At 53.9% G+C, this 14,055-nt stretch carries 10 protein-coding genes and 1 riboswitch; of the genes, 7 read left to right on the top strand and 3 right to left on the bottom strand.

The annotated features are described in order from the left end of the window. Positions 1-158: 158 nt before the first annotated feature. From NQZ67_RS19085 to NQZ67_RS19065, 5 genes are all read left to right on the top strand, one after another. Positions 159-755, top strand: coding sequence for a hypothetical protein (locus tag NQZ67_RS19085; protein WP_257449031.1), 597 nt, complete (start codon positions 159-161; stop codon positions 753-755). A gap of 164 nt (positions 756-919) precedes the next feature. Continuing rightward, positions 920-5,020 carry a lipase/acyltransferase domain-containing protein gene (locus NQZ67_RS19080; protein WP_257449029.1) on the top strand — a complete coding sequence of 1,367 codons (4,101 nt, stop codon included), beginning with the start codon at positions 920-922 and terminating at the stop codon, positions 5,018-5,020. A 159-nt stretch (positions 5,021-5,179) separates the two neighbouring features. Next, positions 5,180-6,049 (top strand): NAD-dependent epimerase/dehydratase family protein, encoded by an 870-nt coding sequence (locus NQZ67_RS19075; protein ID WP_257449027.1) that lies wholly within the window; start codon positions 5,180-5,182, stop codon positions 6,047-6,049. Between the two features lie 6 nt (positions 6,050-6,055). Then, positions 6,056-6,955, top strand: coding sequence for a DMT family transporter (locus NQZ67_RS19070; protein WP_257449025.1), 900 nt, complete (start codon positions 6,056-6,058; stop codon positions 6,953-6,955). Between the two features lie 184 nt (positions 6,956-7,139). Further along, positions 7,140-7,227, top strand: a riboswitch (cyclic di-GMP riboswitch). Between the two features lie 48 nt (positions 7,228-7,275). After that, positions 7,276-8,481: a stalk domain-containing protein gene (locus NQZ67_RS19065; RefSeq protein ID WP_257449023.1), complete on the top strand. Its 1,206-nt coding sequence runs from the start codon at positions 7,276-7,278 to the stop codon at positions 8,479-8,481. Positions 8,482-8,926: 445 nt separating this feature from the next. Here NQZ67_RS19065 and NQZ67_RS19060 read toward each other — a convergent pair whose 3' ends face one another. From NQZ67_RS19060 to NQZ67_RS19050, 3 genes are all read right to left on the bottom strand, one after another. After that, positions 8,927-9,568, bottom strand: coding sequence for a transcriptional regulator (locus tag NQZ67_RS19060; RefSeq protein ID WP_257449155.1), 642 nt, complete (start codon positions 9,566-9,568; stop codon positions 8,927-8,929). A gap of 134 nt (positions 9,569-9,702) precedes the next feature. Then, positions 9,703-10,872: an S-layer homology domain-containing protein gene (locus tag NQZ67_RS19055; protein WP_257449022.1), complete on the bottom strand. Its 1,170-nt coding sequence runs from the start codon at positions 10,870-10,872 to the stop codon at positions 9,703-9,705. 198 nt (positions 10,873-11,070) lie between these two features. Continuing rightward, the gene (locus NQZ67_RS19050) at positions 11,071-11,826 is read right to left on the bottom strand and encodes a TetR/AcrR family transcriptional regulator (RefSeq protein ID WP_257449020.1); all 756 of its coding nucleotides are present in this window, start codon (positions 11,824-11,826) and stop codon (positions 11,071-11,073) included. 218 nt (positions 11,827-12,044) lie between these two features. Between NQZ67_RS19050 and NQZ67_RS19045 the strand changes: the two genes are divergently transcribed. Together NQZ67_RS19045 and NQZ67_RS19040 are read left to right on the top strand one after the other, a co-directional pair. Beyond that, complete coding sequence (locus NQZ67_RS19045) at positions 12,045-13,031, top strand: ATP-binding cassette domain-containing protein (protein WP_257449018.1); 987 nt, start codon at positions 12,045-12,047, stop codon at positions 13,029-13,031. After that, positions 13,028-13,861 carry an ABC transporter permease gene (locus tag NQZ67_RS19040; RefSeq protein WP_257449016.1) on the top strand — a complete coding sequence of 278 codons (834 nt, stop codon included), beginning with the start codon at positions 13,028-13,030 and terminating at the stop codon, positions 13,859-13,861. The genes NQZ67_RS19045 and NQZ67_RS19040 overlap by 4 nt, the downstream gene beginning before the upstream one ends. Positions 13,862-14,055: the final 194 nt, after the last annotated feature.

Raw genomic sequence — 14,055 nt, 5'->3', positions numbered from 1 at the left:
ATGAGAAGGTTGAGAAAAAATGAAACCTTGTTCCCGAGCTTCCCGAAATCGGGAATGCCGATTTCCCGAAAAGTGGGGAAATTCATGCCCTGCCGTCCCACGTTCCCGCGGATGTAGGATAGAGACATGAAAACACACTATCGATGAGGTGAATGAAAATGAAGGATTTACGAGTTTTGAAATGGCTGGGCATGATCTGCCTGCTGGCGGGAATCGCGAGAATCGGCATGACGCCGACGGCGATCGTCTGGGGAACGGACAGCGTGCCGGAATTGTCCTTCGGCTATGCGGCCTGCATTCTGATGGCGATCGGCTCGATTGCCGGCTTTCTGGCGCAGTCGAAGGAAACCGGCTTGCTTGGTTTTATTAGCGTGCTCGGGATGTCGGTCGGCAACATCTTGACGTCTGCGCTGCTGTTTACGCTGTTCATCCTGGAGCCGTCCGCTCCGAGACCGGAAGGCGCGATGGTGGCGATTGCCCAGATGGGAGGGATGATCGGCACGACGCTTTGCACGTTGCTGTTCGCCATTCTGACGTTCCGAGCCAAAGTGTTCCCGCGCTGGGTAGCCGTTCTGTTCGTCCTGAATCTGGTCAGCATGTTCCTTCCGGTGGAAGACAATGTGTACTTCGCATTGTTCTGGGGACTCGCTTACGCGGGCTTGGGCTTCTGCATCTGGACCGGCCGAATGACGCCGCGCTCCCAGCAGGCGCAGCATGCCGACAATTCGCCGCGCAGCGCCGGATTAACCAAGTAAAGCGGCGGGAGGGTGAGAAAATTTCACCCCCGTGGTGAAAAAAATTCATCCTCCCCAACCCCGAAGGAGGAGCGTTATACTTCGATTTGTGATCGGTAGTGCCGACGGGGGCGATCGTCCCGGGCGCTGCCGAAGGTAAGCTTGATACCATGAAGGAGGCTATTATGAAACGAGTTTTATCCGCATTGTTGCTGAGCACGTCCCTGGTGGTTCAATCCGCCTTGCCGGGCGCTGACGCCTCGACATACGCGCTGCCGTCGCTCGCGCTCTCCTACTCCGAGCAGGAGCCGAACAACACGCCGGAGGATAATGAACGTTATTCGCTCGCGGGGGGAGAGAATTTCGTCTTCACCGGAGCGGTAAGCGGGAAGGGCTTCATGGAAGACTTGGTCGATTATTACCCGTTCCAGGTGACGAAAACCGGCTATTTGAGCGTGGTGCTCCAAGAAACGGCTACGGCGAATCTGCTTCAAATGGATATTTTCGACGAGTACGGCAACGAGATCGACGACGACAATCCGAACCACTTGTACGAAATCCACAATGTCCGCCTGGAGCAGGGCCGGCAATACTTCGTCCGGGTATCAGTGCGCGAGGGCATGATCGGCAGCGGCTTCCATTATCGAATGCAGGTCGGGTTCCAGGCGCAAGCGGCTCCCGTAGATGCTTTCGAACCGAATAACACGAGGGAGTCGGCAGCGGCTACCACGCTTGGGGCGTCGTCGTCCGGCAAGCTGGAAGGCGTCATCGGATCCGCGGATGATCAAGATTGGTACCGGTTCGAGGCCGCCGAGACGGGGTATTTCAAGCTGAATCTTCACAACATTCCCGAAGGCCGCGAATACGATTTTAAACTGTACAACGCAGAGGGCGTCCTTATCGCCTCGACGGAGAACCGCCCTGGAAAAATCATGCACAACGTGCACGGCAGCGCGGGCCAAACCTTCTACGTGCAGGTGTATTCTTCGAATGGCTTCGACCTGAACGACACCTACCAGCTCGAGCGCATCTTTACATCCAGCTATGACGCTTTGTCGGGGGACTTCCACGAGTGGAACAATAACCTGCAGACGGCTTCCGTGACGAACCTTGGCCAGACGCGGTCGGATGTCGCCGAAGGGACGATCCATGCCTCGAACGACGAGGATTGGTATGCCGTCCGATTAGCGCAATCCGGTAACTTCCAGGCGCAGCTTCTATACCGGCCGTCGGAAAACTATCATATTGCTTTATACGAAGCGGACGGAGATCCTCTCTATTCGACGGAGTACTTCGAAGAGCACGAGCCGAAGCAGCTTCCGCTGCACTATGGAAATCAAGGCGAGCTATTCTACGTCAAAGTGTTTGCGTCGGGCGGCGATTACGAGCCTCATGACTCCTACGAGTTCGAGGTCGCGCAGCTGGACGGGGACGTCTACGAGCCGAACAATACGAAAGAAACGTATACGTCAACGAAGCTTGGACAGACGAACGGCGCTTATGTGAATGCCACGCTGCACAATCAGCAGGACGTCGATTGGTATTTGTTGTCTCCTTATAAGACGGGATACTTCACCATCGACATGAACAAGATGCCGCTTGCGGGTTACGCCATGAAGCTGTACGACGAATCGATGCAGGAAGTGGGCACGGCTAAGCTTGTTAATGGCAAACCCCAAGTCGCCGACGTATTCGGGAAGAAGGGCCAGCCGTTCTACCTGAAGGTATATTCGACCGCCATCGGCTCGGTTAGCCCGAATCCGTACGAAGTCACGATGTATCTGGGAAGCTCCGGCTTGTCCGAGAATGAAACAGAAAGCAACGATTCCTTCGAAACGGCGAATCTGCTGAAGGACGGAGTCGATAAGCTCGGTGCGCTTTCCTCCTCGACCGATAGGGACTATTACAAGTTCAAGACGAACGGAGCGGGCAAGGTTCACTTCGCTCTGGAAGGACCAGCGGACCGCGATTATAATTTGGTTGTTTACGACGCGAACAAGACCTTGTATAAGGAATCGAGAGTCCCGGGCAATCAGGCCGATTACGTCCTGGACGTTCCGGTGAACAGCAACGAAATCTATGCTTTGGTGTATCCGGCTTCCGGTTCGCAGACGGGCGCGCAGGCTATCTACCGCTTGAAAGCATTCTACAAAGCGGTGGCCGCGGATGCATACGAGAATAACGACACGACGGATAGAGCGACGGAAGCCAGCGTGTCTGCGACAGGCACTCCGAGAACCTTCGTCGGCACAATCCATGCCGGAACCGACATGGATTACTACAAAATCGTGAACACGAATCTGCCTTACGATTTGCAAATCGACTTGACGAACATTCCTGCGGGATCGAACTATGATGTGAAGGTTCTTAACCAAGCGGGCGTTGTCGTGGCAAGCTCCGAGAAAGCCGCTAACCAAAACGAAAGCTTCTCGGTTATCGTGCCGAAAAACGCCATCTACTATATCGGGGTATACACGCAGAATAACTCCTACAATGCGGAACAGCCTTATCAGCTTACGCTGAAGAAGAACGGCGACGTCCCGATCATTATCGTGCCGGGCTTCGGGGGGACGGCTTTGTACGGCCGGGACACCGACGACGGGAAAGTTAAGAACGTATGGATGAACTTTAACGTGTCTTATACGGCCGAACTGATGCTCCAAAACTTTTTTGGAGAAAAGGAAGAGTATATCGGCATTCATTTCAAAGACAAGGACGCGGGACTGTGGGATATTACCGACGTTGCGCCGGAGTCGCCTATGGCAGGCCAAGATATCTACTTCCAGGATATGATCGCCGATTTGAAAGCCGAAGGCTATGTCGCAGGCCAAACGTTGTTCGGACTTCCTTATTACTTCATTCGTGATAATACGGAACATACCGAAGCGCTGAAGAGAAGAACGGATCTGGCGATCGAGAGAAGCGGCTCCAGCAAAGTGATGCTGATCTCGCACAGCAACGGAGGACTCATCATCAAAGAGGCCGTACAGGATTCGAATTACGCGAGCAAGGTTGGCAAATGGGTGGCACTCGGAACGCCTTGGCTCGGGGCGCCGAAAGCATTGAAGGCTTGGATTGACGGCTTCGACTTGGATATTCCGATTCTTGCCAATGACTTGGGCCGCGAGCTTGCCATGCACTCGCCAACGGCATACGGCTTAATCCCGTCTCCAAGCTACCATCATCTTCATGGTCCCGTACTCACTTATTATCAGAAGATGAGCGAGACAAGGAACGATCACTATCCCGTTGTGATTGACGATTATTTCAAGATGGTCGATTTCTTATCCAACGTGAATGATGGAAGAAATTGGGACTATTTGGACTTCCGCGAAGATTTGATGGATCAAGCATGGAAAAAGCACGCGACGATGTATGATCTGGCTCAAACCAACATTCCGCTGTACATTATTTCGGGCGAAGGCGAGCCCACCGTGGGCAGCTACAGATATATGAAGCCTGTAAACGATGTGTCGGAGCTGGCGAACAACGGCAGCGTCGTATTCCCCGAGTATATTAGCGGGGATGGCACCGTTCCCGTGCTGAGCAGCCAGGGCAGGCCAAACTTCCCGGTCGGTACGAAAAACACGGTCGTCTACGGCGTTGGAGGCGTCGAGCACACCCCGCTGGTCATTGATCCAAGAAATCGTCTGATGGTGAAGCAGCTTCTCATCTATGGGAACGAGAATCCGGTTGCCGATCTCAGGGTCGTCTATAAGAACCGTACGGGAGCAGCATCGAACACTATCGGGAAGACGACGCCGATTGCTTCCCCTGAAGGCATTACCGCTACGGTATATTCCATTCCACTGACGGGCCAGGCGTCTACCATAACTCTTACCTTAAAAAATGGCGAAAAAACGTCGATTCAAATGTATGCCAATAAGACATATTTCATCGAGGAAAAAGGGGCCGAGGTAACGGTTAACAACGTTGGCAACGCGCTGTGGATTACCACTCCCGTAGATTCGGGAACGGTCGTGAGCTGGACGGGGGCGGACGTTACCGGGATCACCGTGTATGACCTTCAGAACAGCGAATACATGACGTCTTACGACGTGCAAGCGGCGACCGCCTATAAGACGTTCACGGTAAGCAACTCCGTGGCACAGCCGAACAAACTCAAAGGCGTCTCCGTCCAGGAGAAGCCCTTGATCGAAGAAGATGGCTCGGGATTGCCGGAAGAATACGAGTCCGTTGACGAGGAATCCGGTCTTGGCTTGCCAGGGTCATTCGAATCCATTGGTGGAGAAACGGGATCCGGCTTGCCGCAAGCTTACGAATAATGATGGAATGAACAAAGCCCCCGTCTCAGAGAAGAGACGGGGGCTTTGACAGGCATATGGCGCTCCTACAGTCTCTGCGCGCGTATGTTACCATATAAAACATAGTTTACCGGATAAACAAAGTCTGCTAAGCTAAAAGAACGAAGGGAGAGATCATCAATGGCAGATCAAATAAAAAAGGTAGTCGTTACTGGCGGCAGCGGCATGCTCGGACGCTGGGTCGTTAAACATTTGGTAGAGCACGGCTACGAGGTGCTGAACGTCGATACGCGTCAGCCGGAGGAGCAGCTATGCCCTACGCTGATTGTCGATCTTGAGGATTTGGGACAGACATACGGGGCGCTTGCCGGGGCTGACGCGGTCGTGCATATGGCGGCCATTCCGAGAGCGGGCATGGTGCCGCCGGAGGTGACATTCCGCAACAACGTCATGTCAACGTACAATGTATTGGAAGCGGCTTCAGGGCTGGGCATCCGGAAAGCGGTCCTCGCGTCCAGCGAGTCTTCCTACGGCATTTGTTTTGCCGTTCATCCGTTTGGCCCGCAATACGTGCCGATGGACGAGGAGCATCCGCAGTTGCCTCAAGACAGCTATGGCTTGTCGAAAATCGTGAACGAACAGACCTCGGATATGTTCCACCGAAGATCGGGGATTCAGGTCGTGTCGCTTCGCCTCGGCAACGTCATTCCGCCGGACTGGTACGAGCGGTTCCCGTCGTGGATTCATAAGCCGGAGGAACGCGAGCGGATCCTGTGGAGCTACATCGATACGCGCGATGCCGCAGAGGCGTGCCGTCTCGCGATCGAGGCGGAGGGGCTCGGTTCCGTCGCACTTAATTTGGGCTCGAACGAGACGAGCATGGATATGCCAAGCCGCGAGCTGATGGCCGCGCGATATCCGGAAGTAACGGATTTCCGCGCGCCGCTTGAAGGGAATGAGGCGTTGCTGGACAGCTCGAAGGCGATGAGGCTGCTCGGCTGGGAGCCGAAGTACAGATGGCGTGAACAGCTTGCCAAGGGAAGAAGCTAGACCGTTTTGGGATATGTATTGCTTCTGCTCGCAACGCTGGCCTGGAGCTTCGTCGGGGTGCTCGTCAAGACGGCGTCGACGATGGTGGACAGCTCGGTTATTTCGTTCGCGCGCTTCTTTTTTGGAGTGCTCTTTCTAGGGATATTCCTTTTCATTCGGGACGGCAAAGTGGATCTCCGAGTCGGCCTGAAGTGGATTTGGATCGGAGCGATCGGGAAAGCGTTGAATTATATATTCGAGAATATCGCCATACAGATTGGCTACTCCTATGGCAATATTCTCGTGCAGCCCGTTCAGACGGTCGTGTTGCTGCTGGCAGCTATGCTGCTATTCAAAGAGAAGATTCCGATGCGCGGCTGGATCGCCGCGGCGTTCTGCCTAGCGGGAGTGATTGTGGTCGGATGGAACGGAGAGCCGATCGGCGAGCTCATGAAGAGCGGCGGAATAACGACGCTGCTGTTCACGCTTGCCGGAATCGGAGCGGCGACGCACGTCTTGAGCCAGCGGATGCTGCTGAAGACGATGGATAACGGCAATATGAATTTATCCGTTTTTGTCGTTAGCACCTTGGTCGTAACGGCACCGATTCCGTTTCAATTCGAGGGACTGGCCGGTCCGGTAACGCTTTCGGCTATAGGGGCTCTGGTGCTGCTCGGCGTTATTACGGGCCTCAGCTTCTTCTGGTTCGCGGAAGCGATCAAGCGGGTGCCGTTCGCCGCCGTCGCCATCGTCGGCAATTGTACCGTCTTGTTCGCGATCCTGTGGTCCTACCTGTTTTTCGAGGAGCCGATTACGATTTATCTGATTGGCGGGTCGCTCCTGTTCGTAGCGGGGCTTCTCTTGCTGAACTTGCCTTTGCGTCGAAGAATTAGAGAGCCCAAGCAAGTTCCCGTACAGGCTAAATAAATGTTGAGAGAGTCTCGAGCCATTTCTGCGGAAGCAGGAATGGTTTTTTTATGCGGCTGCAGGGAATGGGGAGAATGGCCTGCCTCCCTGCAATTACCATGCTATTTTGGCTATATAACTAATACAAACGGGACTTTATGCCCATGCCATTTATGCTATGAGAAATTACAATGTACGAAGATGCTAACGATAAAGGCAAACCTATGGAAACATGGGGACGCAAAGCTGCAGACCTAAGGGAGAAGCTCTCCTATGGTGGCTGGGTTGCCAATAGTGTTCCTATTGGTGCATTCACTATTTCTATTAAGGAGTGTACCCCAATGAAGAAGAAGAAAAGCGCTTTAGCCGTATCCACCGCTCTGCTGGTATCCTTGACCCTGGCGATGTCGCCTTCCGCAAGCGCGAAGGGACCCGACTGGAAGGACAAGCCGGCCCACCAAGGCAACAAGGCTGAGGACAGTGAAAAAGGCAAGGGCAAGGGCAAATCCGATAACGAAGAATCGACGGTTTCCTTGGAGGAAGATTTCGCTCAAAAAGAAGAAGCTCTTCAGCAAGACTTCGAGCAGAAGCTCGGCGAGCTGGAAGCCCGAAAAGGCGAGTTGACCGAGGAAGAGTATGAAGCCCAAAAACAACAGCTGGAAGAGGAGTTCGAGCTGGCGAAAGAAGCCTTGGAGCAAGATAGCGAATCCGAGGAAGAATCTCGCAAGGCTTTGAAGGAACAAATCAAAGAAGAGCGCAAAGCGATTCTTGAGCAATATAAAGATAAGAAGGAAGAGCTGAAGGCTCTCGCGGATGAGCTGAAGCAGCAAATTAAGGCGTTAAAGGGAGAGGAAGAGCAAGCGGCGGACGAGCTGTACGAATCGCTCGCGAAATATTATGAGGAAGCGGGAGAGCTTGCAGAAGCGATTGCCGCACAGAAGGAAGCCGTAAAACGCGACCTCAGAAACCTTGCGCGCTACAAGCAGCTGTCCGGACTCTTGGAGCAGGAAGGCTACGATGGCGTGAAAGCCTACGTCAACGGCGAGATGCCGGACTTCCCGATTCCGCCGGTTATCAAAGGCGGCACAACGCTCATTCCGTTCCGCGCGGTTTCCGAGGCTCTCCATGCGGAAGTAACGTGGAACGCCGACGAGCGCTCGGTAACCGTCGTGCGTGATGGAATCGAGATTAAGCTGTTTGTCGATGAGGCGAAAGCCATAGTGAACGGAGAGGAAGTCATTCTGGCGGTTCCGGCCCAAATCATGAAGGGCAACACGATGGTGCCGATTCGTTTCATCAGCGAGGCCCTCGGCGCAGAGGTGCAGTACGAAGGAGATTCGCAAAGCGTCGTGATCGTCGACGAGACGGTGCCGACCGAGCCCGAGACGACGGAAACGGCTCCAGAGGAGGGAGCCGCAACGGAGACGGCGCCTGAGGAGACGGCACCAACGGAGGAAGCAGCAACGGAAACAGTTCCCGCGGAAGCTGAGCCTGCGGGAGGCGAGACTTCGGAGAGCACGCCTGCAGAAACAGCGCCAACTCCGTAGCCGATATAGACAAGACGGGCCTGCCCCCGGAGAGGGAGGCCATTGAAAAGGTCTGGTACAGCCGCTCAATGAGGCGGCTGTATTTTTTTATATTTTGCGCAGATATCCCTACCGCTTAAGCTAAGCCTCTACGCGGTACTGTAACCTTACGATGCCCAAGGTCAATACGCTGCCGTTTCAGACAACAAACGGACGGACTTCGCAGATGGCTGTGACAGTAGGGCTCTGAAAGCTTAAGTTGAGTTGGCAACGGAACTGAGAGGCCTTATTTCAAATATATTCGCCATTTTTCAACGCTAACGGAACGGAGCGCCGTTATTTGCCTGTTTCGAGGGTGAATCTAATCAAATCAAGGGTAATAAAGGCGCACAGTTCCGTTAGCTCCCCCAAAAGCCTAATTTTCCGATGAATAACGTCTCTCAGTTCCGTTAAGCAAGCTTCAATCCTATTCTCCCGAACTCTTGAGCTGGTTACCCAGATTTAACTGATACGTCCGAAATCTCCTATTGCCGCCAATGACTATTAATTGCTGCCTTTCAACCAAACCATGCAGAATGGTTCGAGCATACCGATCCGTAATCCGCAGATGTGCCGCCAGTTCATTCGGGGTAAAAGGCCGGAGCAGCCGCCGCGCCAATCGCACCGTCTCCGCTTCCATACTAGTGAGCCCGCCATCCACGTCGAACGAAAGAAACTTCCCGATGAACGATAATATCAACTGCTTGCAAAATTCCGGTTCATCGCGTATCGATAGATAGGCGATCGGTAAATAGACCCGATCATCGAGCGATAACAAACTTTGCCGGAGACACAAGTCTTTAAAGCGTCGCGTATCCAGATCTCTGGCGTGAGACCGATAATCTTGAATTTCGATATTTCCTTTAGCGCCGCCCCTTAAGAAGGCAAAGTCGAGGTAGCGGTAATTGTTATGAAAATCTCGCACTTCCCATTCCGGATATAAATGATCGAAATGACCGACAACCGGATACCAGATCAATCGGAGCAGCTCCATGGAACTGTGACTAAGACCCTTTTGTAGCAATTCTCGTCTGCGATGGTTTTTCTCCTGATCGATTTGCTTCTGCATCCACAATTCGTATTCTTTTTCGAACACACTCCCACCCTCATTTCCTCGAAAAATAGAAAAGCCGCTTCGATACGATTTCGTATCAAAGCGGCATGTGCTTCATGACCGTTGGTTTTTATAATTTCATTTTGCTGTTATGGTTGCACCTCAGGTTCGTCTGACCCCTGAGATTCGTCTGATCCCTCAGGTACGTCTGACCCCTCGGGTACGTCTGATCCCTCAGGATCGTCCGATCCCCCAGGTTGTTCTGGTTCTTCCGCTGGCAGCTCCGGCTCTACCTCAGAAGATGCAATATCCGAGTCCGTTACCGTAACATCCACGAACTTCACGATTATGTTGGAACTGCTCACCTCATACAGACCAATATGTTGACCAACAACCAGTCCAGTAAGGTAGCCTTCCTCGTTATAAGGCTGTGCATTACTAGGGGAGTAAGTATTGACATAAGGAGTAACGAATGCCGTGTCTTGCACGACGTACAGAAGGTGATTGTTTGGCGAAGGCGTGTACGTAATGATCGTCGAGCCCGCAACATCGCCTTTATCAATCACATCGCCTGTAATTGTCGGAACAGTAGACACCGGCGGCACATAAATCGGCGTCGGAGTAGGTGTTGGTGTAGGAGTCGGGGTAGGCGATTCCGCCGCTTTGATCTCCTCGTACGTTTCTTTCGCTTCATAGGAGCCTATGACAAGCAGTTCCCTTGTGGCTGTTTCTTGACCGCCGAAGGTTCCGTCCTCGCCGTTTGCCATCAATTTTTTCTCGATTGCCAATGCAACGTAGTTTTTTGCCCAATCCGAAACGGTCTCATCTTTTACGCCCGGTGTTTTCTCGGCTTCATTCTTCATCCCGAGACCTTTCACGAGGAAGGCGGCGAGCTGCTCTTTCGAGACGTCGCCGGCAGGGTTGAATTTGCCGTCGCCCATTCCGTCCGTAATGCCCGCCTTTTTGATAGCCTCAATGTAAGGCAGAGCATAACCGTTCGCAGCGTCATCCGATTTGACGTCGGAGAAACTGGAAGTTTTGACGTTCTGATCGACTTTCAGGTTGAAAATGAGAGCAGCTACTTTGGCGAATTGGGCGCGATTCATTTCTTCTTCCAACCCAAACTCGCCTTCGCTTACTCCGTCGAATATACCGGCGGAGATAAGGGCATCGAACTTGGCTTTCGTCGCCTCGTCGAGATCCTTCAAGTCGGTGAAATCCGCCGACGTTTTGGCTTCGACGCCCGGTACGGGAAGGGCGGCTCCGGATGCGAGCAATAAGGCAACCAGCGCCGCGCCCATCCATTTTTTTGATCTCACTATCGCGAACCTCCTTACAAAAAATGTGATAAATAATAGTTCGATAGTATCAGACAAGTTCCGCTATTGTCTATCATTAAATATTTATGTTATTAACGATATCGTCAGTTAAGTATAAAGGAAGGCCTGATTCCCCATCAGAGAGGAGATCAGGCCTTTTGGTTTGGATAGCATCGTTATCCATGACAATCGTCTCATTCAGCGCTCCATCAAAGCGGCAGTCCCCGCGATGATTCTCTCCAGACCAAACTGATAAGCATGCTCCGGTCCGAAGTAGCTTTGGTAGAAGATGCTGGACGCTTCGCCAACGCGGGAGGAGACGGGAAAGCGGCTCCAGTCGGTTAATTTATCAAGGGCCGGCGAAAACTCCAGCCACCACTCGTTATCGTCTATGCCCGACGAGTCGGCTGTCACCTTCATGCTTTTCAGCATCCGGGCACAGCTTTCGACATGCATGAGAATCAGCGAGAGGGTGGAATCCATCTCGATATCGGTAAGCCCGATGCCGTCCAGCGCGCGCAGCTCGAGCTCGTATTTCAGCACAATATGAGGGCCGAGCACCGGCCTTCTCCCGGACAGCTCCGTAATCCATGGATGCTTCATGTACATGTCCCAGTTCGTCTTCGCGATATAGCGGATCGCTTCCTTCCAGTCTCCGCCGCACGCGGCCCGGATGTCCTCGGAGGGGTAGAGGCCCGCTTGCGTGGCGTTCAGCATCAGGTCCAGCAGCTCGGACTTACCCGGCACATAAGTATAGAGCGTCATGGCGCCGACTTCCAGTCGTTCTGCGACCTTTCGCATGGACAATTGCTCGATGCCGTGCGCGTCGGCCAGTTCGATTCCGGCGTCGACGATCTTCTGTATGGTAAGGCCGCGCCGCCCGGGCGCGTTGTGGGATCCCCACAAGAGACCAAGGGTACGGGCGTAATCGTTGCCTGATTTGGAATTGCTCATGATAAAGGTAAGCTCCAATCCGAATAAGTAGTGTCCTTATTCTATCATATTAGGCGGCGCGAGACGAAAGTGGATTCGCAACGCGAATTTCGAAGATTGACACGTTTTTACCCAAATGGTACACTGTACGATACATTGTACGAAATGGCTATTGCCGCTCAAAAGGCGGATCGCCGCGTGCAACGAAAGGTGTCTAACGTAAAGGAGGACGAAGCGGAATGAGTGCGAGCGATTTCGCGATTCGAGCGTACCGGGTGAAAAAGAACTACGGCAAATCCACGGATGGGCCTGGACTGAACGGCCTGACGATGGAGGTTCCGAGAGGCACGATTCACGGGCTGCTTGGACCGAACGGAGCGGGGAAGACGACGGCGGTGAAGATCTTTTCGACTTTGCTCAGGCTGGATGAAGGGGAGGCCAGCGTGGCGGGTTATGACGTAACCGCGGAGGGACATCGCGTGCGTGAACGGATCGGGCTGGTTGGGCAGTATGCAGCGGTGGACGAACAGCTGACAGGCTGGCAAAATCTCGAAATGTTCGGGAGGCTGTACCGGCTGCCGCTTAAGCAAGCTAGGCTTCGCGCGGAGCAGCTGCTGGGCCAATTCGGATTAACCGAAGCGGGGAGCCAGCAGGTCGCGAAGTATTCGGGCGGGATGAGGCGGCGCCTTGACCTTGCGGCAAGCTTGATCGTGTCTCCGGAGGTGCTGTTCGTGGACGAACCGACGACGGGGCTTGATCCTCTGGCGCGGCAGGAGGTCTGGCAAGCCATTCAATCATTGAAGGAAGCAGGCACGACCGTGCTTCTGACGACGCAATACTTGGAGGAAGCGGACCAGCTGGCGGACCGCATCTCGATTCTGAAGGACGGGCGGATCATTCAAGAAGGGACGCCCGACAGCCTGAAATCTTCATTCGGCGGAGACAGGCTCGACATTACGCTGTTAACACAAGAGGATGCTTCCAGCGCGGCGGCGATCCTGCGCGAACTTGGCGACGGAGGGTTCTCCGTCGACGAGGCGAACAACCGAATAAGCGTGCCCGTCAGCGACCGCACGGGCTCGCTGCTGCGGGCGGCGTCCGCGTTCGCGGCCTCCGGCCTGGAGCCGCTGGATATGGTGCTTCGCCGTCCTACATTAGATGAAGTATTCATCCATTACACGACCCGGTCGGATTATCGCGACACGAAGGAGGCTACGCAAGCATGACAACGCAAGCTAAAGGGCTAACCGCTACTCCCCCAAGAGCTTCTCGTTTCCGATTCGCGCTCGTAGACGTATGGGTGCTGACCAAGCGGGAGCTGCTGCATTGGATCGGCAACCCATGGGGGATTATAATCGGATTGTTGTTCCCCGTTCTCATGGTGCTCATGTTCGGCTTTCTATTCGGCGGCGCGATGTCCGTGCCGGGCGGGGGCTCTTATTTCGATTTTTTGATGCCGGGCATGTTCGCGATGACCATGTTCTTCGGCGTGGAGAGCACGGTGCTGGCGATTACGACCGACGCGTCCAAAGGCGTGACGGACCGCTTCCGTTCACTGCCGATCCATGCATCCTCCGTCGTTCTTGGGCGCTGCATGGTGGATATGCTGAATTCCGTGCTGGCGCTAGCCGTGTTGATGGTAACGGGGCTCCTGCTGGGCTGGAGGTGGAACGGAGCATGGGAGCATGCGCTGCTAGCGGTGGGTCTGCTTCTGCTGCTTCGATTCGCTTTGCTGTGGGTGGGCATCTTCATCGGATTAAGCGCCCGCAACGCGCAAGCCGTATCCGCGCTTCAAATTCTGGTATGGCCGATCGGCTTCCTCTCGAACGTGTTCGTGGATACGTCGACGATGCCGGCATGGCTCGGAGCGATCGCATCCTTCAACCCGCTATCGTCGACGGCCACCGCAACGAGAGAGCTGTTCATGAACCCGGGTGCCCAGGGCGATACGTGGATTTCGCAAAGTGCCATGCTGCTAGCGGTAGCTTGGCCGATCGTGCTGCTGGCCATTTTCTTTCCGCTGGCTGTACGTCGTTATCGAAGGCTGAACCGCTAAGCCGACGAGCCGCTGAGTCGTAACAACTGGAAGAGCTTGCTCCGCATTTGCGGGGCAGGCTCTTTTTTTTTGGCAGCGTCATTCCGAATGAGGGGGAAGCAGGTTCTATGCACGCTTGAACAGACATGATACAGTTAAATTTGTATGGAATGGAAAATGAGTACAATCCATTCAAGAGAGTCTTCGCGAAACAA

It is taken from the genome of Paenibacillus soyae (genome assembly GCF_024623455.1).
Taxonomy (GTDB): Bacteria; Bacillota; Bacilli; order Paenibacillales; family Paenibacillaceae; genus Pristimantibacillus; species Pristimantibacillus soyae.
Note: the sequence above shows the minus strand (reverse complement) of the source record. Positions and strands in the feature narration are given on the sequence as shown.